The 25144-nt window shown below is 64.9% G+C and carries 19 protein-coding genes; 7 read left to right on the top strand and 12 right to left on the bottom strand.

The window, feature by feature from the left end:
- Window positions 1–222: 222 nt before the first annotated feature.
- Entirely contained in the window at window positions 223–2106 is a 1884-nt protein-coding gene (locus NE591_RS03115; RefSeq protein ID WP_173113068.1) for an FAD-binding protein, read from the top strand.
- 78 nt (window positions 2107–2184) lie between these two features.
- On the opposite strand, the gene hemH is transcribed toward NE591_RS03115, so the two are convergent.
- From hemH to ileS, 4 genes are read right to left on the bottom strand one after another with little or no spacing between them, the layout of a single operon-like run.
- Window positions 2185–3360 carry a ferrochelatase gene (gene hemH / locus NE591_RS03120; protein WP_173113070.1) on the bottom strand — a complete coding sequence of 392 codons (1176 nt, stop codon included), beginning with the start codon at window positions 3358–3360 and terminating at the stop codon, window positions 2185–2187.
- On the bottom strand, window positions 3353–4411 hold the full coding sequence (locus NE591_RS03125) for an RluA family pseudouridine synthase (protein ID WP_173115260.1): 1059 nt from the start codon (window positions 4409–4411) through the stop codon (window positions 3353–3355). Before NE591_RS03125 ends, hemH begins: the two co-directional genes overlap by 8 nt.
- 48 nt (window positions 4412–4459) lie before the next feature.
- Complete coding sequence (gene lspA / locus NE591_RS03130; protein ID WP_173113072.1) at window positions 4460–4981, bottom strand: signal peptidase II; 522 nt, start codon at window positions 4979–4981, stop codon at window positions 4460–4462.
- Between the two features lie 54 nt (window positions 4982–5035).
- Window positions 5036–7882, bottom strand: coding sequence for an isoleucine--tRNA ligase (ileS, locus tag NE591_RS03135; RefSeq protein WP_114539177.1), 2847 nt, complete (start codon window positions 7880–7882; stop codon window positions 5036–5038).
- Window positions 7883–8129: 247 nt separating this feature from the next.
- Between ileS and NE591_RS03140 the strand changes: the two genes are divergently transcribed.
- From NE591_RS03140 to NE591_RS03150, 3 genes are read left to right on the top strand one after another with little or no spacing between them, the layout of a single operon-like run.
- Window positions 8130–9002, top strand: coding sequence for a DegV family protein (locus NE591_RS03140; protein ID WP_173113076.1), 873 nt, complete (start codon window positions 8130–8132; stop codon window positions 9000–9002).
- A 43-nt stretch (window positions 9003–9045) separates the two neighbouring features.
- On the top strand, window positions 9046–10290 hold the full coding sequence (gene dinB / locus NE591_RS03145; RefSeq protein WP_331458044.1) for a DNA polymerase IV: 1245 nt from the start codon (window positions 9046–9048) through the stop codon (window positions 10288–10290).
- Window positions 10291–10335: 45 nt separating this feature from the next.
- Window positions 10336–11163 (top strand): type III pantothenate kinase, encoded by an 828-nt coding sequence (locus NE591_RS03150; RefSeq protein WP_173113079.1) that lies wholly within the window; start codon window positions 10336–10338, stop codon window positions 11161–11163.
- Here NE591_RS03150 and NE591_RS03155 read toward each other — a convergent pair.
- Window positions 11160–12221, bottom strand: a complete 1062-nt coding sequence (locus NE591_RS03155) for a glycosyltransferase family A protein (RefSeq protein WP_256156317.1) — start codon at window positions 12219–12221, stop codon at window positions 11160–11162. The two genes, NE591_RS03150 and NE591_RS03155, sit on opposite strands and share 4 nt — an antisense overlap.
- A 13-nt stretch (window positions 12222–12234) precedes the next feature.
- Window positions 12235–13464, bottom strand: a complete 1230-nt coding sequence (gene glf, locus NE591_RS03160; protein WP_114539098.1) for a UDP-galactopyranose mutase — start codon at window positions 13462–13464, stop codon at window positions 12235–12237.
- 209 nt (window positions 13465–13673) lie between these two features.
- Here glf and pta point away from each other — a divergent pair, with 209 nt between their 5' ends.
- Window positions 13674–14666, top strand: a complete 993-nt coding sequence (gene pta, locus NE591_RS03165; RefSeq protein ID WP_197746015.1) for a phosphate acetyltransferase — start codon at window positions 13674–13676, stop codon at window positions 14664–14666.
- 187 nt (window positions 14667–14853) lie between these two features.
- On the opposite strand, the gene NE591_RS03170 is transcribed toward pta, so the two are convergent.
- Entirely contained in the window at window positions 14854–16311 is a 1458-nt protein-coding gene (locus tag NE591_RS03170; RefSeq protein ID WP_227069504.1) for a response regulator transcription factor, read from the bottom strand.
- Window positions 16312–16608: 297 nt separating this feature from the next.
- Here NE591_RS03170 and NE591_RS03175 point away from each other — a divergent pair, with 297 nt between their 5' ends.
- A complete protein-coding gene (locus tag NE591_RS03175) occupies window positions 16609–18567 on the top strand; it encodes an FAD-binding protein (RefSeq protein ID WP_157011559.1) in 1959 nt (652 codons plus the stop codon).
- Between the two features lie 241 nt (window positions 18568–18808).
- Here the strand turns inward: NE591_RS03175 and NE591_RS03180 are convergent, their stop codons facing one another.
- The 5 genes from NE591_RS03180 to rnd form a co-directional block, all read right to left on the bottom strand.
- Entirely contained in the window at window positions 18809–20032 is a 1224-nt protein-coding gene (locus NE591_RS03180) for an acetate/propionate family kinase (protein WP_114548381.1), read from the bottom strand.
- A gap of 250 nt (window positions 20033–20282) precedes the next feature.
- Window positions 20283–20549 carry an exodeoxyribonuclease VII small subunit gene (xseB, locus tag NE591_RS03185; protein WP_022739854.1) on the bottom strand — a complete coding sequence of 89 codons (267 nt, stop codon included), beginning with the start codon at window positions 20547–20549 and terminating at the stop codon, window positions 20283–20285.
- 50 nt (window positions 20550–20599) lie between these two features.
- A complete protein-coding gene (gene xseA, locus NE591_RS03190) occupies window positions 20600–22051 on the bottom strand; it encodes an exodeoxyribonuclease VII large subunit (protein ID WP_231699471.1) in 1452 nt (483 codons plus the stop codon).
- A gap of 12 nt (window positions 22052–22063) precedes the next feature.
- Window positions 22064–22729: a zinc metallopeptidase gene (locus NE591_RS03195; RefSeq protein WP_114548382.1), complete on the bottom strand. Its 666-nt coding sequence runs from the start codon at window positions 22727–22729 to the stop codon at window positions 22064–22066.
- 105 nt (window positions 22730–22834) lie between these two features.
- Window positions 22835–23983 (bottom strand): ribonuclease D, encoded by a 1149-nt coding sequence (gene rnd / locus NE591_RS03200; RefSeq protein WP_022739851.1) that lies wholly within the window; start codon window positions 23981–23983, stop codon window positions 22835–22837.
- 66 nt (window positions 23984–24049) lie between these two features.
- Here rnd and NE591_RS03205 point away from each other — a divergent pair, with 66 nt between their 5' ends.
- A complete protein-coding gene (locus NE591_RS03205; RefSeq protein WP_114548383.1) occupies window positions 24050–24988 on the top strand; it encodes a diacylglycerol kinase family protein in 939 nt (312 codons plus the stop codon).
- Window positions 24989–25144 lie beyond the last annotated feature (156 nt).

Here is a 25144-nt window from a genome sequence, read left to right on the forward strand (position 1 = left end):
TGATGCCTGTTTTTTCTCTAGACCATCGATTCCAAGACCCTGAACAGTCATTTTGAAAAAAGTTAACCGATTTTCGGTCATGGTCTTCCGTGCCGTTCATGAAGGAAATGCACCGATTATCGGGGTCGCGGCGCACTTGAAAACCCTCCATACTCAGCGCTGCCTAGACCGCACCGACACAACGTTGCGGCGTCAACCATCCCAGAAGGAGGGAACTCAATCATGGAATTCAACCGTAGGGACTTTATCAAGGGGACTCTGGCTTTGGGCAGTATTGCCGCCGTAGGGGGACTTGCTGGATGCTCGAGTCCGCAAAATCAATCACCCGACTCCTCCCCTTTGGCAGATACCGGCTCCATCCCCGGTATCCCAGAGAGCTTCACCGACGGGAAATGGATCGGAACAGCCATGGGCCACGACGACGACCTGATAGTCGAGGTCGTCGTCGCAGGCGGCGACCTCGCCTCAGTTCGCGTCCTGCGCTGCGATGACACCATCGGCATCGGCACAACCGCAGCGCCTATAATGGCCTCACGAATCCTCGAGACGAAGAATCTAGACGTCGACACAGTGACAGGAGCGACAACCACCTCTATCGCCGTCAGAAACGCCGTCGCAGATGCGATCACGAACGCCGGCGGCAGCGTTTCCTCCTTCAGTTTGGGGACAACTGCGCCGACCGGGGGCGCCCCTCAAAACCTCGAGGTCGATGTCGCACTGGCCGGTGCGGGCACCGCGGGACTCATCGCCGCCGTCCGTCTTCTGGAGGCCGGCAAGTCGGTCGTGCTCTTCGAGAAACAGGACATTGCCGGCGGCTCGATGCCGATGACCTACTCGGGCGTCGCGGCGGCGGAATCGCAGCTGCAATCGAACTATGCGCTGGGACGACACGATGAGAACCCCATGTTCAACAAAGCGGGTATGCTGGCTGTCATGAGCAAGTACCTCGTGCCCGAAAACGACCGTTTCAACGGCGCAATGCCCTATCAGACCGCCATGTACGACAATTCTGGCAAGCTGGTAGACTGGCTGCACGGCATGGGCGTGGGCTTCTACAGTCTCGGAGTGAACCCGGCCTACGGCGTGACCCCCTACCTCGCCCCCGGATGCTACATGGGTGGCTGCGGCTATGCCAAGGACTTCCTTGTCGACCGAGTGGGGGCGCTCGGCGGCCAGATCATCTACGCCACCGAGGTCACCGAACTCGTCCAGGAAGCCGACGGCCGAGTGACTGGTCTTTTGGCCCAGGGCCGCGACGGCTCAAGTTGGACCGTGGGCGCGAAAGCCGTTTGCCTCACCACGGGCGGATTCGCAGCCAACCCGGATATGATCGCCGAGTACTACCCCGAATACGCCGATTACAAGTTCAACTGCGCGCCCGGATCCACGGGCGAGGGTATCCTCATGGGGCAGAAGGCCGGGGGCGCCATCGAGTGCATGGGGCGCGAGCTCGGCGCCTTCCTCTCGACGACGAGCCAGGCAGGCTCTAACTTCGAGATCGCGTTCCTTTATCAGACGACGCCGGGCATCATCGTGAACGCCTCGGGCGCCCAGTTCGGGAACATGATGTCCGACAACCACGGTATGCTCGGCCGCGGTCTGCGCGATGCGGCCAACGGAGGCGCCTTCTTCTACATCACCGACGAGTCGGGGCGCATCACCACCAACAAGAACGAGCTGTACGCCATGGACACCTATAAATGCCTGGAGCATCGCGGCGACATGGTCCATTACGACTCGGTCGAAGAGGCAGCCGAAGCGCTTGGCCTGCCCGAGCTGGCCTCCACCATCGAGACCCACAACGCCCACGCCCTCGCCGGCGAGGAGGACGAGTTCGGGCGTAAGAATCTCCCCTACATCGACACCTATAGCGGCATCTGGGTCATCAGCTGCCTTCCCACCTTCTACCTCACCACGGGCGGCCTTGCCATCGACACGGCCGGTCGGGTGCTCACCGAAGCCGGAGAGTCGATCGCGGGCCTGTACGCCGCCGGCGACGTATGCGGCTCCATCGAGGAGAAGGACGGCCGCCCCTACGCCATGGGCTTCGATGCGGCCATGAACTACGGGTATCTCATGGCAGAGGCCGTCATCGCCGATATCTAGCAAACCGCAACCTGAGAAGCCCCCTCCTGCGCCGGAAGCTCAACGCTTCCGGCGTTTCTTTTCCAGAAGGGAGGCGCCCTATTCGGTGTCGCCCACGTAGGGGGCGAGCACGGCAGTAAGGACCTTCAAGTGGGCCTTGGAGCGGTTCAGGCAGGGGACGTAGACGAAGGCCTCCTCGTCGGAGCGCTGGCGGTGGGCACCGCGGTGGAAATCCTCGACGGCTCGGCGGCGCCGGCGGGCGGCGGCCAAGTCGGCATGGGCGTCATCGCAATGGGAGGCGGCCTTGCCCGTATTCTCCAAGGCCCCCGGCTCCTCGTCCGCGTTCACCTTCTGGCCCGCGAGCACCGCCCGGTAGAGGGGCTCCAGCTCGTAGGGCACGTCGTAGAGCGTTTCCAGGCAGTCCACGGAGAAGTTGGGGCACACCATGAACAGGCGGCTGCCCGGCTCGGCGGCCTGGGCCAGGCGCTCTAGCGTCGGTCGCGTGAAGGGCGAAAGCCAGGTGCGGCCCTTGTCGAAGCGGCTCTGGTAGCTGATGGTCCAGGCACGGCGATCGAGCCCGAGCTCGCCGGCCACGGCCAAACTCGTGGCCCCGGTCTGCAGCTCGTAGGTATCCCCCGCCTCGATGTCCTTCAGCGGAATGGAGTGGAACGAGAACAGAAGGCGATCTCCCGACTCTTCGGAAAAGCCCGCGTTGCGGATGGAGGCGGCCACGGCCCGGACGTAGGTGGCGTCCTCGCCGTAACCGTCGATAAGGCGCACGTCGCCCTTGAACCTCGCGCGGCGCACCGCCTTGGCCACGCCGTCGCTCACCGAGCCGGTGGTGGAAAACGCCGACTGAGGGTACATGGGCAGAACGACAAGCTCGGTGCAACCCTCCTCCTTCAGCTCTCTCACGGCCTGCTTGAGGGAGGGCTTTCCGTAGCTCATGCCGGCGCGCACGACCACGGGCAGCCCCTGTTCGGCGTAGTGCTCGTTCAGCCCGCGCTCCAGTGAGGCGGTGATGGCGATGAGCGGCGAGCCCTCCTCCGTCCAGATCTTCTCGTACTTCTCCGCCGAGGCGCGCGAGCGCTTGCGCAAGATGCTCGTGTGCAGAAGCGTCCACCACACCGGGCGCGGCATGGGGCAGATGCGCGGATCCATGAGGAACTGAGACAGGTACTTCTTCACGGCCTTGCGCGTTGGCGCCTCCGGGGTGCCCGTGTTGGCAATGATGACGCCCACCTTGCGCGGCGCGGCGGCCTTCTTCTTACTCATCGGGTACCTCTCCTTCCACGGAAGGGACGGGAGAGGCGGCCATGAGCTCGGCCACCTCGCGCCCCGCGTCGGTCTTGCCCAGCGAGCGCTCGGCTAGCGCGTCAAGCGCCTCCTGCAGATCCTGCGGCAGGTTGTCGGCGAAGGCCATGGGCTCGCCGGTCGTCGGGTGCTCGAAGGCGATGCTGTAGGAGTGCAGGAACTGTCGGCGCAGCCCCAGCTGGGCCCGGGCATCGCGGGGGCCGTGGGCGTTGTAGACCGGGTCGCCCACGATAGGATGGCGCGTGTACTGCATGTGCACGCGGATCTGGTGAGTGCGCCCGGTGAACAGCTTGCACTCGATGAGGCTGTAGCCGTCGTCCTTGGGGCCAGCTTCAAAGCGCTCGAGCACGCGGAAGGTGGTGATGGCCTCCCGGGCGCTCGGCGTATCGCGCACAGCCATGCGGCAGCGCTCGTCGGCCGAACGTGCGATGGGCGCGTCGATCATGCCGGTGTCATGGGCCATGATGCCGTGCACGAGCGCGATGTAGTGGCGGTCGACCGCCCGATCCTGAATTTGCGCCATGAGCTCGCATCCGGCCTCGTCGGTCTTGGCCGCCAGCATGAGCCCGCTCGTGTCGCGGTCGAGCCGGTGCACGATGCCGAGCCGGTCGGCCTCCTCCCCCTGCACGTTGCACAGGTTCTCCTCGCCGCAGTGCCAGATAAGGGCATTGACCAACGTGCCATGGGCGTGATCGACGGAAGGGTGGCAGACGAGCCCGATCTGCTTCGAGAGCACGAGCATGTCCTCGTCCTCGAAGCGGACATCCAGATCGATAGGCTCGCCGTAGACCACCACGGACTCCGGCTCGTCGTCCACCTCGTAGACGATGGTGTCCCCCGCCGCCACGGCATGCTTTTTGGAAACCGTGGCGCCGTTCACGAAAACGCGGCCCTCCTCGATGGCGCGCGCGGCGGCCGAGCGGGAAGCGTAGAGCCCCCGGGCGGCGCACAGGGCATCCAGGCGGTTTCCTGCGTCCTCGGTGGTGGCGATATGGCAAAGCGAGCGTGACATGGCATCCATTCTATCGACGTCCTGCCAGAGGGTCATCCCCCGAACAGGCTACTTCTCCTCCGATGCGACCTCCTTCGCGGGCGCATCCCTCCTCATGGACCAGAGCATCCCCGCGAAGAACAGCACGAACCCGCAGGTAACCCCGATGTCGGCAACGTTGAACGTAGGGAAACTGATAAACACCGTGTCGATGAAATCGACCACGTAGCCCAACGTGAAGCGGTCGAGCGCGTTACCCAAGCCGCCGGCCACAATCAGCGCGATCCCCACCGTCTCCATAACGCCGGCGCGCTTGCCGGCCGTGAACAAATACACCGTGAGCGCAACGCAGACGAGCACCGACATCACCCCGAGGGCGAAGGTCGATTCATCGAACATACCCCAGGCGGCACCGGTGTTGTGCACCAGGCGGAACTGCACCAGACCAAGAAAGGGACCAGCCACTACCTGGCCCACGGAGAAGCCGTTGAAGTAAGCTTTCGTGGCGATATCGAGGACAAGCCACAGCGCGGCAAGAGGAACGAAGATGGCGGCGTTGCGCTTGCGCCGGCTGGGAAGCCTCTCCTCCACGGCAGAGGCCTCCCCTTGCTCTTTCTCTATGGTTAACGTCTCGGGGGCGGCCACTTACTCGGCCCCGCCCTGAATGGCGTCCAGCGCGTCCCCGCAGCGCTCGCACACATCCGGATGGTTCGGGTTGCCGCCCAGCTCGCGAATGTTCCAGCAGCGCGGGCACTTCTCGCCCTCGGCCACCGTGACCGCCGCCGTGATCTCGTCGCCGTCGCCTTCCACGAACTGCACCTTGGCCACAATGAACAGCTCCTCGAAGACCGCCGGGTCGAAGGAGCCGGCCGTGGCCACCAGCGCCGCCGGGGCCGTCACGGTAAGCGACGCCTCCTGGCTCTTGCCGATGATCTTCTCGTTTCGCGCCTCCTCCAGCGCCTTGGTGACCACCTCGCGGACGGCCATCATCTCCTCCATGGTCGCCACTTGCGCGCCCGCATCGGCAGGCAGAGAAGGCACGAAGTCGCGCGCGCACGGCCAACCGGCCAGCTGCACCGAGGCCTCGCGGCCCTCGATGGCGCGGAAGGCCGGCGGGTAGCACTCCCACACCTCGTCGGTGGTGAACGACAGGATGGGGGCCATGACCCGCACGAGCACCTCCAGGATGTTCATGAGCACGGTCTGCACGGCCCGGCGGCGCGGCGAGGCCGGCGCCTCGGCGTACAGGCGATCCTTGGTAACGTCCATGTACACGGCGGAGATGTCGTTCACGTAATCGTATAGGGCCCGGTAGACGCTGTTGAAGCGGTAAGACTCATAAGACGCCTCCACATCGGCGAGCAGCTGCGAGAGGCGCACGAGGGCCCACTGGTCGAGCGGCTCGAGCGCGTCCCAGTCCTCCACGAAGTCATCCGGCGTGAAATCGTTCAAGTTGCCGAGCAGGAAGCGGAAGGTGTTGCGGAAACGGCGGTAGGCGTCCGAGACCTGCTTCAAGATGTTCTCCGAGATGGACACGTCCTGGGAGTAGTCGCAGGACGACACCCAAAGGCGCAGCACGTCGGCGCCGAACTTGTTGCACATCTCCTCCGGATCGATGCCGTTGCCGAGCGACTTCGACATCTTGCGGCCCTCTTCGTCCACGGTGAAGCCGCAGTGCATGACCGACTTGTAGGGAGGCACGCCGTAGGCGCCGATGGAGGTGAGCAGCGACGACTGGAACCAGCCGCGGTGCTGGTCGGAGCCCTCCAGGTACATGTCGGCCGGGAAGGTGAGGCCGTCGGTCTCGGCGCGATGGCGGCAGACGCTCGTGTGCGAGACGCCGGACTCCCACCACACGTCCAGGATGTCCTTTTCGGGGATGAGCTCGGTGCCCCCGCACACCTCGCACTTGGTGCCGCGGGGCAGATACTCGCTCGGAGCCTCGGTGAACCAGGCATCGGCGCCCTTGGTGTTGAACAGCTCGATGACCGCATCGAAGGTTTCGGCCGTGGCCACGGTGTTGCCGCACTTGGCGCACTTGAACACGGGAATCGGCACGCCCCAGCTGCGCTGGCGCGAGATGCACCAGTCGGGACGGTCGGCCACCATGGCACCGATGCGGTTCTTGGCCCAAGCGGGAATCCACTCCACTTCCGAGTTGATGGCGCGCAGGGCGTCCTCGCGCAGGGCGTTCTTGTCCATGGAGACGAACCACTGGTCCGTGGCGCGGAAGATGACCGGCTCGTGGCAGCGCCAGCAGTGCGGGTAGGAGTGGTTGATCTTCTTCTCGGCCACCAGCGTCCCCTGCTCGCGCAGCCAGTCGATGATGACCGGGTTGGCCTCGTCGGTGGAAAGGCCGGCGAACTGGCCCGCCTCGCCGGTGAACACGCCGTTGTCGTCCACGGGCATGAGCATGGGGATGTCGAACTCCAGCGCCACGAGGTAGTCGTCCTGGCCGTGGCCGGGGGCCGTGTGCACGGCGCCGGTGCCGGTGTCCAAGGTGACGTGGTCGCCGTAGATGACCGTGCCTTTGATGTCGCGGCGGACGGGCGCGGTGTAGGTGAGGCCGAACAGCTGCTTGCCCGTCAGCGCCACCGGCTCGCCGTCGGCGCCGCGCACAAAATCATAGTCCTCCCAGCCGGCCACCTCGGCCACGGTTTCCACCAGCTCCTTGGCCATGATGAGGTTGTCACCGCCCACCGTGACCATGACGTAGTCGGCGTCCGGCGCCAGCGACACCGCCGTGTTCGCCGGCAGCGTCCAGGGGGTGGTCGTCCAAATGAGCAGGTAGGCGTCGCCCTCGGCTCCGGAGGCCTCGAACACGCCGGGCATGGCGTCCAGCTTGAACTTCACGTAGATGGAAGGCGACACCTCGTCGGAGTACTCGATCTCCGCTTCGGCGAGCGCCGTATGGCAGTGGGTGCACCAGTGGATGGGCTTGCGGCCGCGGTAGACCGAGCCTTTCAGGTACAGATCCTTGAAGATCTCCACGTTGCCGGCCTCGTAGTTCGGAATGAACGTGAGGTAGGGGTGTTCCCAGTCGGCGTTCACGCCGAGGCGCTTGAAACCGTTGCGCTGGATGTCGACGTACTTCTCGGCCCACTCGCGGCAGCGTTGGCGCAGCTCCACCTGGGAGATCTCGGCCATCTTCTCTGGCCCGAGCGTCACCTCAACCATGTGCTCGATGGGCTGGCCATGGCAGTCCCATCCGGGGATGTAGGGAGTGAAGTACCCGCGCTGGGCATGGCTTTTGACGACGAAGTCCTTCAGGATCTTGTTGAAGGCGTGACCGATGTGGATGGGGCCGTTGGCGTAGGGCGGCCCGTCGTGCAGCACGAAGGGCTTGCCGTCGGCGTTCTTCTCCAGCACGCGGCGGTAGATGTCCATCTCTTGCCATGTGGCGAGCCGCTCCGGCTCGCGGGCCGGCAGGTTCCCGCGCATGGGGAAATCGGTCTCGGGCAGGTTCATGGTGTCCTTGTAGCTGTTTGACACGGCGCTTCCCTCTTCCACTTCGAAATCGTCCTCTATGTCACGGCCTGCGCGCCGGTGGGGCGCCAGGCGTCTGTGAGCGCATCTTGCAAAGTATACGGCAAGGGGGCGCAACAGGGGCAATGGTTACAACTTTTTCTCAGGAAAGGCTTCATTGGCCGCAGCCGGTGCAACGAACCCAATTTGCGCTAGAATGTCCCCAACGCAACTCGGGCGCCGCGCGCCGCCCCCTACCGATAAGGAGCCCTCCATGGCCTTCGCTATCGTCACCGATTCCTCCTCCAACCTCACCGAGGAGGTCATCGACCAGTTCGACCTGCATATCCTCCCCTTAACGTTCATGGTGGACGGCGAGGAGCACCACAGCTACCTCAAGGGGCACAAAACCGACCTTAAGCAGTTCTATACCATGATGCGCGAGGGCAAGGTCATCACCACCTCGCTGCCGAACCTGAAGGATTCCCGCGAACTTCTGGAAGGACTTCTCGCCTCGGGCGAAGACGTGCTCTACATCGGGTTCTCCAGCGGGCTTTCCGGCACCTACCAGGCCATCGACCTTTTGCTGGCGGAACTGGCCGACGCCTACCCCGATCGCACGGTGCTTTCGGTGGACACCCTGGCCGCCTCCCTTGGCGAGGGGCTGCTCGTTTGGTATGCCGCCAAAATGCGCGAAGAGGGCAAGGGCATCCAGGAGGTTTGCGACTGGCTGGAGGCCAACAAGCTGCATCTGGCCCACTGGTTCACGGTGGATGACCTCATGTTCCTGTTCCGCGGCGGTCGCGTCTCGCGCACGAGCGCCTGGGCAGGCACCCTTCTGAACATCAAGCCGGTCATGCACGTAGACGACGAGGGGCACCTCATTCCGCTCGAGAAAGTGCGCGGGCGCAAGAAATCGCTGAAGGCGCTCGTCGACCACATGGAGCAGACGGCCACGGCGCCGGTGGCCGACCAGACGGTGTTCATCACCCACGGCGACTGCATCGAGGACGCCGAGTACGTGGCCGACCTCGTGCGCGAGCGCTTCGGCGTCACCGACATTCTCATCAACTACGTGGATCCGGTCATCGGTGCCCATTCGGGCCCCGGCACCATGGCCCTGTTCTTCCTGGCCAGTGAGCGATAACGGCGCTTGTCTGCCACCGTGGGAAGGGCCGGCCATCCTGCTGGTGGACCTGGACGCCTTCTTCGCCTCCGTCGAGCAGCTGGATCACCCGGCCTGGCGGGGCAAGCCCGTCATCGTCGGCGGCGACGCGGACGCCCACGGAGTCGTCTCCACCTGCTCCTACGAGGCCCGCGCCTTCGGGGTGCGCAGCGCCATGGCCTCGTCGCTGGCGCGAGAGCTGTGCCCTGATGCCATCTGGACCCACGGGAACTTCCACCGCTACCGCAAGGTTTCCGCCGCCATCATGGCCATCCTGAGGGACGAGACGCCCCACGTGCAGCAGGTCTCCATCGACGAGGCCTTCATGGACGTCACCCCCACCGCCGTGAACACCGAGCACCCGGTTCTCGTGGCCCAGCGCATCCAGGAGCGCGTGGCCGCCCTCGGCGTCACCTGCTCCATCGGCGTGGGCACCTCCAAATCTGTGGCGAAAATCGCCTCGGACCGCGACAAGCCCCGAGGGCTCACCGTGGTCTTTCCCGGCACCGAGGCGGCGTTTCTGGAGAAGCTCCCCGTGCGCACGCTCTCCGGCGTGGGCGCCGCCGCCGAGAAGACGCTTCTTGCCCACGGCGTGCGCACCTTGGGAGATATGGGCCGGGCCGACGGTGCCCTGCTGCGAAAGATCTTCGGGAAGAACGGCGAGATGATGCGCGATAGGGCCCTGGGACGAGATCGGTCGGAAGTGGCCGAGGACGACGAGGTGAAGTCGGTCTCCAACGAGGTGACCTATGCGCGCGATTTGGAGACGCGCGAGGACATCGAGGCGGCGCTTTCCACTATTTCGGCGAAGGTGGGAAGGCGTCTGCGCCGAAAGGGGCTCAAAGGTCGCACCGTGGCCGTGAAGGTGCGTTACGACAACCGCACGACCCGCTCGGCCCAGTGCGCGCTTCCCGCTCCCACCGACGACGACATCGCGTTCGCCCCCGTGGCGCACCGCCTGGCACAGGAGCTGTGGGCCCCGGGCATGAAGGTGCGCCTGCTCGGCGTGGCCGTGACCCATTTCGAGGAGGACGGCGCGCCGGTGCAGGAAACGCTCTTCGACGCGGCCGCCCTCGGAGGCGACGACCGTGCAGACGCGACCCAAGGCGCAGCGCTCATCCGCGACGAGAAGAAGCGCCGCAGCCTTCTCGCCGCCACCGACGCTTTGCAGGAGCGCTTCGGCGATGGCACGGTGCGCTTCGGCTTCGAGCTGCGCCAATCCGGCAACACCACCGGCTCCTCCTCGAAAAACGTCGAGGACTACAAGTAGCTTCCCTTACAATAGACGTCAGTAAACGCGACAGAAGGAGCGAGCATGGCGCTGGTTTTGGCGATCGACATACGGAACACGAGGACGAGAATCGGGCTGGCGCTTGACGGGCGGCTCGTCTCCCAGTGGGCCGTCCCCACCGATCCCGACGAGACGGCCGACGGCGCCGTGGCCTGCGTCCTCGGCTTCTTCGACGCCCTCGCCCGCGGCCTGGCGCCCATCGAGGAAGGCGCACCCGGCGCCATCGACCTTCCCGAGAGCGCGCCTTTGGCGGACGGGGCCATCATCGCCTCGGTCATCCCGGCCCTCACCGGCGTATGGGCCGACGCGGCGCGGCGTCTCACGGACGCGCGCCCGCTCACCGTGGGCCCGGGCCTGAAGACGGGCCTCAAGATGAACTTCTCCGATCCTGTGGCCGTGGGCGCCGACCGCGTCGCCGAGATGGTGGGCGCCAAGAGCACCTACGGCGCGCCGGCCCTCGTCATCGATCTGGGTACCTCCACCACCTTCGAGCTTTTGGACGAGACGGGAGCCTTCCGCGGCGGCATCATCGCCCCGGGCATGAAACTCGGCGCCCAGGCGCTGGCCCGCGGGGCCGCCCAGCTGGCCGCCGTGGAGCTTCGAGCCCCCAAGTCGCTGCTCGGCCGCACCACCGTCGAGGCCATGCAGGCGGGCATCGTCATGGGGGAGGTGGCCCGCATCGACGGCCTCATCGATATGATCTGGGCCGATTGCGGCTACACGACCCCCGTCATCCTCGTGGGCCAAGACGCCGAGACCATCGCCGCGCTCATGGCGCACGCCGTCACCGTCGACCAGACCCTCGCCCTCCGCGGCCTTCTGGAACTCTATACCGCGAACACACGACGTTAATTAAACTTGAAGATTTTCTGGGCGATCTGGTAGCCCTTGAGTCCGATCTTCTCGCCGGCCTCCGTGGGCAGATTCGTGGCCAGATTCAGCGCGTTGGAGCGGACCCGGCGGTACAGCGACGGGTTTTGCTCCTTCAAATAGGCCCATATGTCCTTCAGATCCTGCTCGTCGGTCTCGCCTCCGCGCATGCGCAGAAACACCGAGCAGATGCACATCATCATGGAGAGGTAGTTGCGCAGGTAGTGGCGCAGATGGCGGTTGCGCACGGCCTGCGGGTCCACGTTGTCAATCATCTGCCGTGTGACGCGCAGCTGCTGGTCCATGCGGCCCATCATGACCTTCTCGTTGACCGACTGGTCCTCGCGGCCGATGAAGTAATGGTAGGCGTCCACGTTGAAGTAGCGCATGGTGCGCACGTAGACCAAGGGCTCGTAGACGAAGATGTTGTCCACGTAGAAGGTGTGCTCGGGCAGCTCAAGGTGCATTTTGCGCAGCATCTCGGTGCGATAGTACACCGAGTGCATGAGCAAATACTGACTCGGCAGGAAGGTTCCCACCTCGTCCCAGCCGAACTCGTAGCCCTCGGGCAGCACGTTGCCGTAGCCCATGACCTTCTGCTCCCCCTCGTCCACCTTGTCGTAGACGTAGTTGGCCACCACCATGTCGCAGGGCACCGGCGCATCCAGCTGGCTGCGCAGATACACCATGAGCGGAAACATCGCCGCGGGATCCAGCCAGTCGTCGGAGTCGACCACCTTGAAGTAGAAGCCGCTCGCGTTCGCGAGCCCCGTGTTCACCGCGCCGCCGTGGCCCTTGTTGGGCTGATGGATGGCGCGGACAATGTCGGGGTGCTCGTTCTGCCAGCGGTCGCAAATGGCCGCCGTGTCGTCCTTGGTCGACCCGTCGTCCACGAGCAGGATCTCGATGTCCTCGCCGCAGGCGAGCAGCGTCTCCACGCAATGATCCATATAGGCTGTCGAGTTGTAGCAGGGCACGGCGAACGTGATGGTCTTCAAAAGCGCCTCCTTCGTCGGGGTCTCGGTGCGCGGGTGTTCCACCTCGCGCGGCGTCCTAGGCGTCGGCCGTCTCCGTCAGGATCTTCTCGGATGCGGCCAGGGCGTCGGCGACCACCTTGTCCATGTTGAAATAGCGGTACTCGGCCAGACGCCCCAGCGGATGGAAGTTCGGCAGCGCGTCGGTCAGGCGGCGGTAGCGCGCGTAGAGCGCGTCGTTGTCATCGTTGATGATGGCGTAGTAGGGAATCTGGGTCGCCGGATCCTCGTAGGCCCGGGAGTACTCGCGCATGATGGTGGTCTTGTCGCCGGTCTGCTCCGTGAGCCACTTGAACTCGGTGATGCGGGTGTAGTCCTCGGTCACCGTGTAGTTCACGGTGCCGCAGGGCAAATGGTAGGTCTCGTCGAAGGTCTCGTAGACAAAATCGAGGGAGCGGTAGGGCAAGCGCCCGAAGCGTCCCAAGAACAGCTCGTCGAGGGGGCCGGTGTAGACGATGGGTCCCTCGAAGGACGCGCCCTTGATATGAATGGCCTCCAAGGGGGCGTCTTCCTCGCGGCCGGCGAAGACGAGATCGAAGACGCTTTCCGCCTCGGTGCCCAGGCAGACGGTGATCTTCTCGTGGCCGAGCAGGTTCTCGAACAGGCGCGTGTAGCCATCGATCGGCATCCCCTGGAAGGCGTCCTGGAAGTAGCGGTTGTCCCGGGAGATGAACACGGGCACGCGCGCGGTCACCGAGGGATCCACTTCCTCGGGAGTGAGGCCCCATTGCTTCTGGGTATAGTAGAGGAACACGTTCTGGTAGACGAAGTCCGCCACCTCCTGAAGCTCCGGATCCTCCTGGGCGCGCAGCTCGTTGATGGTGACCTTGCGCTCGTCGCCGAAGGTGTCGACGAGCTTCTCGATGAGCCGGGCCGCCTTCTCGTCGCCGAAGGCAATTTCCATGGAGTTCTTGTTGAAGGGCACGGGCATGTAGGTGCCATACCAATCGGCAAGCACCCGGTGCTGGTAGCTCGACCACTCGGTGAAGCGGGCAAGATAGTCGTAGGCGCGCTGGTCGTTGGTATGGAAGATGTGCGGCCCGTAGCGGTGCACGAGCACCCCGGCCTCGTCGTACTCGTCGTACATGTTGCCGGCGATGTGCGCGCGCTTCTCGATGACGAGCACGCGAAGACCGCCCTCTTCGGCAAGCTGCCGGGCACTGACAGCCCCGGCAAAACCGGAGCCGACAACGACGGCGTCGTAGTCTTCGATGGCGATATCGCGGAAATCGGCGTAATTAACGGCCATAACGGGTTCTCTCCCTCGTACTCGTTGATGAGAATGGGGCGCCGGCGCTCGGGCGGCGTCGTTCGGAGGATATTGTACCCAGCCCGCATCCGATGGCCTCCAAACCCCATACAAACCGAATAAATGAACCTGCCGCACGGTCGCGCCGTGCGGGGCGACGGCCCGTGCTCTATCATGAGGGCAGGATACCCGTGAGAAAGGACGTTCCCGTGAGCCAGTTCCTCGATTCCATGATCGCCCGCGCGAAGGCCGACAAGAAGACCATCGTGCTTCCCGAGGGCAACGACATCCGCACCCTCAAGGCCGCCGAGGCGATTCTCGCCGAGGGCATCGCCGACCTCATCGTCTTGGGCGACGCCGACGACATCACCGCTGCCGGCTGCAACTTGGAGGGCGCCCGCATCGTCGACTTCCGCACCTCCGAGCTGCGCGAGCCCTATGCCGAGAAGCTGGCCGAGCTGCGCGCGGCGAAGGGCATGACGCTCGAGCAAGCCCTCGAGCTTATGGACAACGAGCTGTACTTCGGCATGATGATGGTGAAGATGGGCGAAGCGGACGGCCTCGTCTCGGGCGCCTGCCACTCCACCGGCGACGTGCTGCGCCCGGCCCTGCAGATCCTGAAGACCGCTCCTGGCGCGCAGATGGTGAGCTCGTTCTTCGTCATGAACGTGCCCGACTGCGACTTGGGCCACCACGGCACCTTCATCTTCTCCGACTGCGGCCTGGAAGTGCAGCCCGACGCCGATCGCCTGGCCCAGATCGCCATCAACGCCGAGGCGGCGTGGCGGTCGCTGTTCGCCGATGCCGAGCCGGTCATCGCCATGCTGTCGCATTCCTCCTACGGCTCGGCCAAAAACGACGATTCCGACAAGGTGGTGCGCGCGACGGCCAAGGTGAAGGAGCTCGTGCCCGAACTCGCGGTAGACGGCGAGCTGCAGCTGGACGCCGCCATCGTTCCCGAGATCGGCGCGGCGAAGGCGCCGGCCTCTCCTGTCGCGGGTCGCGCCAACGTACTCGTGTTCCCGGACATCGATGCGGGCAACATCGGCTACAAGCTGGTGCAGCGCTTGGCGAAGGCCGAGGCGCTCGGCCCCATCCTGCAGGGTATCGCCGCCCCGGTGAACGACCTGTCGCGCGGCTGCTCGGCCGACGACATCGTGGGCGTGGTGGCCATCACCGCCGTGCAGGCGCAGGGGAAATAGCGCTCCTTCTTGCCTTTCCATCCCTCCGGGCGCGAGGTGGCCGAGGGGGTGTCGTGCTCAGACAACATTGAAGTGCAGGGCTCGACGCGGGTCGTCTCATTTTTCTATGCACTTCAATGAACTGCGCGCGGCACCCCCTCGGCCACCTCGCGCCCTGCTCTTCTGGGATTGGGCGGATTTCTCCTCTCTACCCTTTTTTCTCTTCTCTCTCGATGCCGAGTTTCTCGAAGAGTTCGTCGCGGCTGTGGACGCCGAGCTTCTTGTAGACGTGGCGGATGTGCGACTTCGCCGTGCCGTTGGCCACGACCATGGCAGAGGCCACCTCGCTGGCCGAGCACCCCTCTAAGAGCAGCGTGAGCACCTCCTTCTCGCGCTCGCCCAAACCGCAGGCGGCGGCCACGCGATCCACTTTGGCGCGACGGGCCGCATCGAGATCTCCCGTCGCCTGCTCGCCCTCGAAAAGCTCCGCCGAACGAATCGGCGTGACGCCCCGTCTCACGAGGATGATCATGGCGGCGTTGGCAGCCAGAATAGACAGCAGAACCATGATGTTCGACGCGAATTGCTCGACGAGCGCGAAGCAGAGCGCCATGCCCAGGCGGCCGACGAGGCATCCGGCGGCGAAGGCCACCATAAGGCCCGTGAAGGCCGCAAGAGTGTGCCGCCGAGTCCCCTGCGCGCTGGCGCACAGGAGCACGACGGCATAGGCGAGGAAAAGGAACATGCCAAGCGCCGCCAGATCAAAGGAAAGCGCAGGCTCGAGGTGAAGATAGGAGGCGGCTATGACGGCCACGATGATAGCGGGCACAGCGATGGTCGTCAGCGGGAGGACCGCCGCATTTGCCAAGAGCACCACGGCGCAGATGAGCAGCATCGGAGCGAAGAAATCCCCCGAAGCATAAGAAGCGCTGTCGCCCCCGATACCGGCAAAGGCGATGGCCGTGATGAAGGAGAAGCTGAACAGAAACGTCGCCGAGGCCGGGTAGCGGAAGGCATCCGCCGGCACGGCCGCGGGCACAGCCGCGGGCACAGCCGCGTCGTCTTCCTCCTTGGCCTGCTCCGAGCGCAGCTTGCGAGAGAGCACGAACGTCCCCACGAACATGAGCACTCCCATGCACACGCACAGCTTCACCGCCTCCAGGCCCGAGAACACCCAGATGACGAAGGAGGCGAACACGCCCGCCAGCACGATATTCCAAATCACCGAAAAGGAGCGCCGATCGATATGCACGGCGAACCACGAGGTCATGGCCACGGGCAGATAGACGCCGAAGATAGCGCCGCAAACCCAGTTGACAGGCTCGGGCACGTGGATGCCCGCCCCGAACAGCGCGCAGTACAGCACCAAGGTCGCCTGCACGAGCAGGGCCAGAACCCAAAGCAATCGACTGCCCACGACGAGCCGTCCCCCCCGTCGCAACCTCCAACCAAGCATAAGCGCGCAGAGGAGCTCGGCGACATAGGAGGCATCAGTATAGGAGAACATAAACGCCGTAGTGTGCCACATAGACGGCCAGAAGTACACCTGACCCACGAAGGCCAAGTTGCAGGCCAGGCCCACGAACAAGCTAATGGATCCAGCGCCCCTGAAATGCTCCTCGAACCCGAGGCGCAGCCCCGCGATCGTATTCCACAGACGTTTCATCGCTTACCCCTCCTCTTTTTTGCTATCCCCCATGAAACCACAAATAGCAGATGAGCGCCAGCAGCAAAAATGGCAACCTTTCCTCATTTCCAGAAAGGTGGGTTAGCAAGGTGGGTTAGCAAGTTCCACCACCGCTAACCTACAGGTTATCTCTCACGCTAACCTCAGCGCCGACGCTAAAGTGACCAGTGTGATCGGGGACACCGCGATCCCCGGAGCGCCGGAGCGAATGCGTCACGCGACGTCTTCGCCAGACATCAACCCGGCGCGAAGACACCGACCACAAGGGAGTGGAAAATGGGAAAATACACCCGCCGACAGTTCATCACCAGCGCTGGTGTCGGCATGGCCGCCGTCGCCGGCCTCGGCCTTGCCGGCTGCGCGCCGCAGACCCCGGCCGATAAGGCCATGGCCAACACGGGCAACGGGGGAACCACCTTCGCCGACACCATCGCTTGGGACGGCGAGTACGACGTCGTCGTCATCGGCTTCGGCGGTGCCGGTGCCGTGTCCGCCTGCTACGCCGCCGACGCCGGCGCGAAGGTGTTGCTCATCGATAAGGCCCCTCAGGGCATGGAGGGCGGCAACACGCGCTTCTGCGGCCAGATCATCCTGAACTCCGACGACAAGGAGGCCATGCTCGCCTACAACAAGGCCATGGCCGGCGATTTCGCCGTCGACGACGAGCTCATGGACGCCTACGCCGAGGGCCTCACCCAGACGAAGACCATGCTGCGCGACTTCTTCGGCGTCCCCGAGGAGAACTTCCTCGATTGGAAGGAGGACTCCTCCGCCCAGCCGATGATCGCCATGTTCGTCCCCGAGTATCCCGAGCTCGAGGGTGGCGATGCCCTGCACGTGCTGACCGTGAGCGACAACGTGTGCAACTCCGCTCTGTGGAAGACCTACCGCAACAAGGTCATGTCCATGAGCGACAACATCGACGTGTGGTACATGTCCCCGGCCACGAAGCTCTTCCAGGATCCGGTCAGCCGCGCCGTCATCGGCGTGGAGATCGACAAGGCCGGCGAGACCGTGAACATCCGCGCCAAGAACGGCGTCGTCATGACCATGGGCGGCTTCGAGAACAACAAGCAGATGGTCGAGGACTTCCTGGGCCTCACCAAGAGCACGCCGGCCGGCACCCTGTTCAACACCGGCGACGGCGTGAAGATGGCCATGGGCGTCGGCGCCGATCTGTGGCACATGGAGGCCTATGAGGGCAACTGCTTCGCGCTCGGCGGCATCTCCTTCGTGGTGAACGAGGATCAGCACGCCAAGACGTTCAACGACCTGCGCAACCTCTCCGGCAGCGTCATCGTCGTGGGCAACGGCGGCGAGCGTTACCTGCGCGAGGACGTGTACAACCGCCACGGACACGTGCCGAGCAACGGCGACTGGGTGAACGTGAAGCGCCCGCGCAACACCTACATGGTGTGGGACGCCGCCCAGAACGAGGCCATTGCCGAGTACCACGGCATCCCGGCCGGCTTTGAGGATCAGGTCGTCTCCGCCGCCACCATCGCGGAGCTTGAGGCCGCGCTCGGCATCCCGGCCGGCAAGCTGGAGCAGACCGTGACCGACTTCAATAAGATGGCCAACGATGGCTACGACCCGGCCTTCTTCCGCGCCGCCGAGACCATGCGCGCCTTCGGCGAGGGCCCCTTCTACGCCATCGAGATGATCCAGGCCTTCCTGAACACCCAGGGCGGCGCCCGCCGCAACGCCCGCGCCGAAGTCGTGGGCACCGACGGCGAGCCCATTCCGCACCTCTACTCCGCCGGCGAGTTCGGCGGCATGACCCCGTACCAGTACAACGGCGGCGGCAACATGGCCGAGTGCCTCATCTTCGGCCAGCTGGCCGGCGTGGGCGCGGCGGCCGAGAAGGATCCGCTGCCGGTGCTCCCCATGGGCGTGGCCTCCGAGATCGTCTATACCCAGGGCAGCGGCAGCCACGAGGTCGATCCCGATCCGGCCGCTTCCGCAAAGCTCGGCGAGAACGAGTATCTCGGCACCTCCACCCTGTGCATGGGCAACGAGCTTGCCGTGAAGGTGAAGATGGAGGGCGACAAGATCGCCGCCATCGACATCGTGCAGCAGCAGGAGACCGCCGGTGTGGGCAGCTTGGCTCTCGAGGCCCTGCCGGCCCGGATCATCGAGGCCCAGTCCACCGAGGTCGACGCCGTTGCCGGCGCTACCGTTTCCTCCACGGCCCTGAAGGACGCCGTGAACAACGCACTCGCCCAGGTGAAGTAGCTCGCCTGATGCGATAGGGGCACCATCAAGCGCCCCGCACCCCTCCCCACGAAATCGAGGCTCAAAGCGGGCCTCGATTTCGTTTTCTAGCCCCGAATCGACGGTTGTTTCATCAGAACCGTCGATTCGGGGCTGACATTTTCCCAAAACGGCCTAATTTGGAAGAAAAGAAGCCCCGGATCGACGATGTTGATAGAACAACCGTCAATCCGGGGCTAGCTTATATCTGAGCCTCAGGTGCCTAGACCAGCTCCGTGATCTCGAGCGTACCCTCCTTCACCAGCTGATAGGTGTCGCGGGCGATCATGTACTCCTCATCGGTGGGGATGATGACGATGCGCACCTCGGAATCGTCCGTGGAGATCTCGCGCTCGCCGCGCAGACCGGCTCGGTTCTTCTCCAAGTCGATCTTGATGCCGAGCGGCTGCAGACCCGCGAAGATCATGCGGCGCATCTTGTCGCAGTTCTCGCCCACGCCGGCCGTGAGCACGATGGCATCGACGCCGCCCATGACGGCGATGTACTGGCCGATGTATTTCTTCGCGGAGTTCGAGTACATGTCGTAGGCGAGCTGGGCGCGCTCGTCGCCCTCCTCGGAGGCCTGGCGCACGCTGCGCAGGTCGTTGGAGATGCCAGAGATGCCCAAAAGCCCGCTCTTCTTGTTCATGAGGTCGTTCACCTCGGCCGCCGTGAGGTTCTCCTTCTCCATGATGAAGGGGACGATGGCCGGGTCGATGGCGCCGCAGCGGGTGCCCATCATAAGGCCATCGAGAGGCGTGAGACCCATGGAGGTGTCAACGGCCACGCCGTGGTCGATGGCGGAGATGGAGCAGCCGTTGCCCAGATGGCAGGTGATGAGCTTCAGATCCTCCAAGGGCTCGTCCATGAAGGCGGCCGCGCGCTCGGCAATGTAGCGATGCGAGGTGCCGTGGGCGCCGTACTTGCGGATGGCGTGCTTCTCGTACAGCTCGTAGGGCAACGGGTACATGTAGGCCTTCGGCGGAATGGTCTGGAAGAACGAGGTGTCGAAGACGGCCACCATGGGCTTGCCGGGCATCTGCTCGCGGCAGGCCTCGATGCCCATGAGCGCGGCCTTGTTGTGCAGAGGAGCGAGCTCTGCCAGTTCGTCGATCTTGGCGACGACATCGTCATCGATGAGCACGGAGCGATCGAAGTACTTGCCGCCCTGCACTACGCGGTGCCCCACGGCGTCGATGTCGTCCAGAGAGTCGATGGCCTTGGTGGGGCCGCTCGTCAGCGCCTCCAACACGAGGGCCATGGCGGCGTTGTGATCGGGCATGGGCGTGTCGATGACCACCTCATTCTCGTCGATGCCGTGCTTGTGGAAGGCCTCGGCGGAACCGACACGCTCGCAGATGCCCTTGGCGAGCACTTCATGGGTTTCAACATTGATGAGCTGGTACTTCAGAGAGGAAGAACCGGCGTTGAGGACGAGGACGTTCAATGACTTACCTCCTAATCAATAGTTTCCCCTATTTTAGGAGTGCACGCAGGGCGCGTCGCACCTGCTCGCGTCCTTATCGGCAAGCGGAGCGCCGCTCACCGATTGACGTCCCGTCATCTTTTCCGTTGAATTGCGGAGGCGGCTCCCCGTAGGGGGCGACCTTGGTCGCCCCTTCCAACTGAAGACATCATTCCGGTCGAATGGGCAGACCAAGGTCTGCCCCTACGGAATCTGTCGCGCCGTCACCGTTCTAGGAGAGGGTCGTGTCCTGGGTCTCGTCGTCGGGGGCGGCCACCAGCTCGCCCATGAGCACCTCCACCTGCTGCTCGGCGGCGCCCAAGCGCTTCTGCAGCGAGCCCAAGAGCACCACGCCGCGCTCGTAGGCGGCGAGGGACTCCTCCAGTTCCAGCGTATTGCTCTCCAGCACGGAGACGATGGACTCCAGCTCGCTCAAGGCCTCGCGGAAGGTCAGCTCTTCCACCGGCTTCTTCTCGTCAAGGTTCGCGGCATCGCTCATGGCGCTTCCTTTCTCATCGTTGCGTGTATCACTCGTCGCTGCGCGTATCGTCAGCCCCAGGCCTCGACGGCGCTGTGGATGCGGCGGACGTCGTTCACCGTGCAGTCCAGCTCACCGTCGGAGAGGGTCACCACGAGGCGCTCCCCCGCCGCGACGCCGTCCACCGAGCTCACCACTCGGCCGTCCTCCCCCTTGGCCATGGCGTAACCGCGGCCGATGATGGCCAGAGGCGACAGATCGTGCAGGCGCGCCGCGCTCACGGCCACCGACGCGCGATAGGGGTCGGTCATCGCCGCGCCGGCGCGCATCAGGCGCCCCCGGGCCCCATCGAGCTGCTGACGGGAGCGCTCGCCGAAGTGCTCGCCGAGGTAGCCGAGGCGCCCTGCAGCGGCGCCCACCGCTCCTCTGGGCGCCGAGAGCAGCCCGGGCAGCATGCGGCCCAGCGCCTCGCCGATAAGCCCCAGTCTGTGGCGATCCTCGCGCAGCGCCTCCGGCAGCGCGCGGCCGAGGCGGTCGGACAGGTCGTCCAAGGCCAGCGCCTCGCCGTCGAACAGGCGCGTCGGCTCGCGGAACAGCGGCAGGGAAGCCACCCGTTCCATCTTGATCGACAGCGCGTCCAAACGACGGCTCTCGGCATGGCCCATGGCGGCGCCGAGCCCCTGGATGCGGGCGGCGATCTCGCCCTGAGCCGGCGCCACGGCCTCAGCGGCCGCCGTGGGCGTCGAGGCCCGCACGTCGGCCACCATATCGGCGATGGAGGTGTCCGGCTCATGCCCGATGCCCGTCACCACGGGCACGGGACAGGCGGCAATGGTGCGCGCCAGCCGACGGTCGTTGAAGGGCATGAGATCCTCGAAGGATCCGCCGCCGCGCACGAGGAGCACCACCTCAGCGCCGGCAAAGACCACCTTGGCCAGACCGTCCACGAGCCCGTCGGCCGCCCCGGGGCCCTCCACGGGAACGCCGGCGAACAGGATGCGGGCCAGAGGATAGCGCCTGCGCAGGGTTCGCAGCACGTCGTGGACGGCGGCGCCGCGCGGCGAGGTGACGAGCCCTATGGCCTCGGGATAGGCGGGCAAAGGACGCTTGCGGGCCGGATCCATCAGTCCCATGGCCTCGAGCTCCCGCGCCAAGTTGGCCACCTGCAGCCGCAGCTGTCCTTCGCCGGCCAACGACACCGAGAACACGTCGAAGTTCATGCGCCCCTTGGCCGCGTACAGCGAGAAGCGCCCGGTGAGCTCCACCAGGGCGCCGACGGAAAGCGCCACGCCCGAGGCCTGGTAGCGGTTCATCCACATCATGCACGGAAGCGAGGCCTTCTCGTCCTTCACGGTGAAGTACACGGCCTTGTAGCCGGGCTTGTCGTTCACCTCGGAGACCTCGCCCACCAGGCGCACCACGACCTCTTCCAGGGCGTTTTTGGCCAGGCCCATGGCCGCCGACACCGACAGCGCCGGGGCGACCTCCTCTTCCGTTGTCGTCTCGCGCTCTTCCACCGCCACAGCAGGCTCCGTTTACTCCTGGCGCTGGCCGAGCAGCCACAGAAGCTGCAGAATGGAGGTGAGGGCGGCGGCCAGATAGGTGAAGGCGCAGGCGCGCAGAACGTCGAAGGCGCCCTTGCGCTCCTGGGCGGGCAGGCCGATCTGGCCCATGTAGACCATGGCGCGCTGGGAGGCGTTGAACTCGACGGGCAGGGTCACCAGCTGGAAGAGCACCACCACCGCGTACATGATGATGGCCGCGGTGGTAAGACCGGCGATGTTCAGGACGATGCCGGCCATGAGCAGGAAGATCCAGGCGTTCGAGGCCAGGTTCACCGCCGGCACGATGGCCCCGCGGATCTTCATGGGCGTGTAGTCCTGGGCGTACTGGCAGGCATGGCCCACCTCATGGCAGGCCGTGGCCGTGGCGGTGATGGTGCGCCCGTCGAAGGCCTCGGGCGAGAGCGTCACCGAGTTGCTGCGCGGGTCGAAGTAGTCCTGGCCCGGGCCGCCGCGGAAGACCTGCACATTCGAGATGCCGTAGTAGGAAAGCATCTGGCGCGCCGCCTCGGCGCCGGTCAGCCCCGTGGAGTTCGCCACATGGGAATAGGTCTTCAGTTTGTGGTTCACGTACCACTGGGCGCCCATGCCGATGACGAGCGTCGCGACGATGAGCATGAGGTAACTGCTGGAAATCATAGGGTTCTCCTTGCGTATGCCTTGCATTTTTGGCAGTCAATTATAGGCATGGGAGCGCCCCGGTCGCCCGGGAGGCGCCGAAAGCGTGAAAGATACGTAACCGCCTCAGGAACGCGGCGTCACCACGAGTCCTTCGGGGCCGAGGGACAGGGCGAGCCGGCCGGCGAGAAGCTCCAGCAGCTCGTCCCCCACCATGGCGCGGCGCCAGCCGCGCAGCACATCGACATCGGCGGTGTAGCCCCGGGCGACGCGGGCGAGCTCCGTCCGGGAGGCCAGCGTCTGCATGGCGATGTCGTTCTCCTTGGCGCGCAGCCGCACGAGCGCCTCCATGAGATCGAGCTCGGCATCGACGTTGCGCTCGCTCTTCGGCGACTTGTCCAGCTCGGGCCACGTATCGGGCGCGGCATCGAGACCCCGGACGAGCACGGTGGCCACGGCCCGGGCGTCCCGAGTGTTCAGCTTCTCGCGCACGCCGCGGATCAGGAACAAATCGTCGATGGTGCGGGACTCGCGACGGCAGGCCTCGACGATCTGCTCGTCGGTGAGCACCCACTTGCGCGGCATATCGCGCTCCTGAGCCGTCACCTCGCGCCAGCACGCCACCTCCCGCGCCGCCGAGAGCTGCCGGCGCGTAAGCTGGCCCACGCGCTTGAGCCGCTTGTAGCGCTCGAAGGGGTCGCTCTCGTAATGAGCCGGGTCGCTCATGGCGGCGAAGTCGTTGTCGAGCCAGTGCAGACGCCCCTTCGCCTCCAACTTCTCCACCATGATGCGGTACATCTTCGGCAGATAGATCACGTCGTCGGCAGCGTATTCCAGCTGGGAGGTGGAAAGGGGCCGGCGCGACCAGTCGGTGAACGAGTCGCTCTTCTTCAAGTTCACGCCGCACAGGCTGTGCACCAAAGGCCCGTAGCCGATCTGCTGGGTGTGGCCCAAAAGAGTGGCCGCCACCTGGGTATCGAACAGGGGCGCAGGCAAAACGCCCAGCTCGCGATAGAGGATCTCCAAATCCTGGCCTCCGGCGTGGAAGAGCTTCACGATGGAAGAGTCGGTAAGCAGCGGGGCGAGCACCTTCATGTCCTCGATGGCGAAGGGATCCACGACGGCCACTTCCGCATCCGTAGCCAGCTGAATGAGGCAGAGGTTCGCATAGTAGGTCTTCTCGCGCAGAAACTCCGTATCAATGGCCAAGACCGACGACGAGGCCGCTCTGCGCACGAAGGCCTCCAGGTTTTCTTGGCTTGCAATGTATTCCACGACGGTCCTTGTCTGTAAGAGATGAGGTTGTAGTACCATCCTATAATAGCAAGGGAAAGGATTTATGTGAAACTCCTCATCGTGAACAACCTGGCCTCCGGCTTCCGCGACGGGGCCATTTACGACTTCATGCGCGCCTTTGCGTCCGACGGCGACGAGATTTGCGTGCGCTGCACCGACGGTAACACCGACCTCGCCGATTTTCTGCGCGACGCCGAGAATTTCGACGCCGTGGTAGCCGCCGGCGGCGACGGCACGGTGGCCTCGGTGGCCTACCTTTTGGCCGAGACGGGCATCCCGCTGCTCCCCTTCCCCGCTGGCACCGCGAATCTGCTCGCCATGAACCTCGCCTCGCCGGCCGAGCCCCACGCGCTCGCCCATCTCATGCGCGAGCAGCGCCTCATGGATTTCGACATCGGGGAGATCGAGCTCTCCAATGGCGAGCGCTTCGGATTCTCCATGATCGCGGGAGCCGGCTACGACGCCGCCATCATGGAGGGCGCGGAGCCCTCCAAGCGCCTTCTGGGCCCCATGGCCTACTTCACGGCGGCCTTCGCCAACTTCGCGCCGCAGTTCTCCCGCATCACGCTCACCATCGACGGGAAGACCGTCGAGACCCAGGGCGTGGGGGTGCTCGCCATCAACTTCTCAAAGCTGCAGTTCGACATCTCGCTCGTCCACGAGAACCTGCCGCGCGACGGCATGTTCGACATCGTGGTCATGAACACCCACGACGCCGTGGGGCTTATCCCCGCGATCTTGAGCTGCATGCTCGACCGTGCCGGCGAGTTCCCGAGCCGCCCCGACGCCATGGAGGTGTTCCGCTGTCGGGAGTGCACCGTCGTCGCCGATCCGCCGCTGGCGGTGCAGTACGACGGCGAGGTCACCGGCACCATGACCCCGTTCACCGTGCGCATGCTGCCCGAGGCGGCCCGCTTCGTCGTGAGCGAGGAGTGCCTGGCCCTCTACGGCGAGGAGAGCGCCACGCCGCTCGACCTCGACTAGGGCCGCGCACGACGGGGACCAGCCCTGACGGTAACGTACAATCTCTTGCGCACTTTCACAGCAGCATAGCCTAGATACCAAAAGACACGGCTCCGGCCTTCGGTATGATTCGAGTTGTCTAGATTCGATCATATTAGGAGGCAGAGCCATGTCCGA

Source organism: Adlercreutzia sp. DFI.6.23 (assembly GCF_024462535.1).
GTDB classification, from domain to species: Bacteria; Actinomycetota; Coriobacteriia; order Coriobacteriales; family Eggerthellaceae; genus Adlercreutzia; species Adlercreutzia rubneri.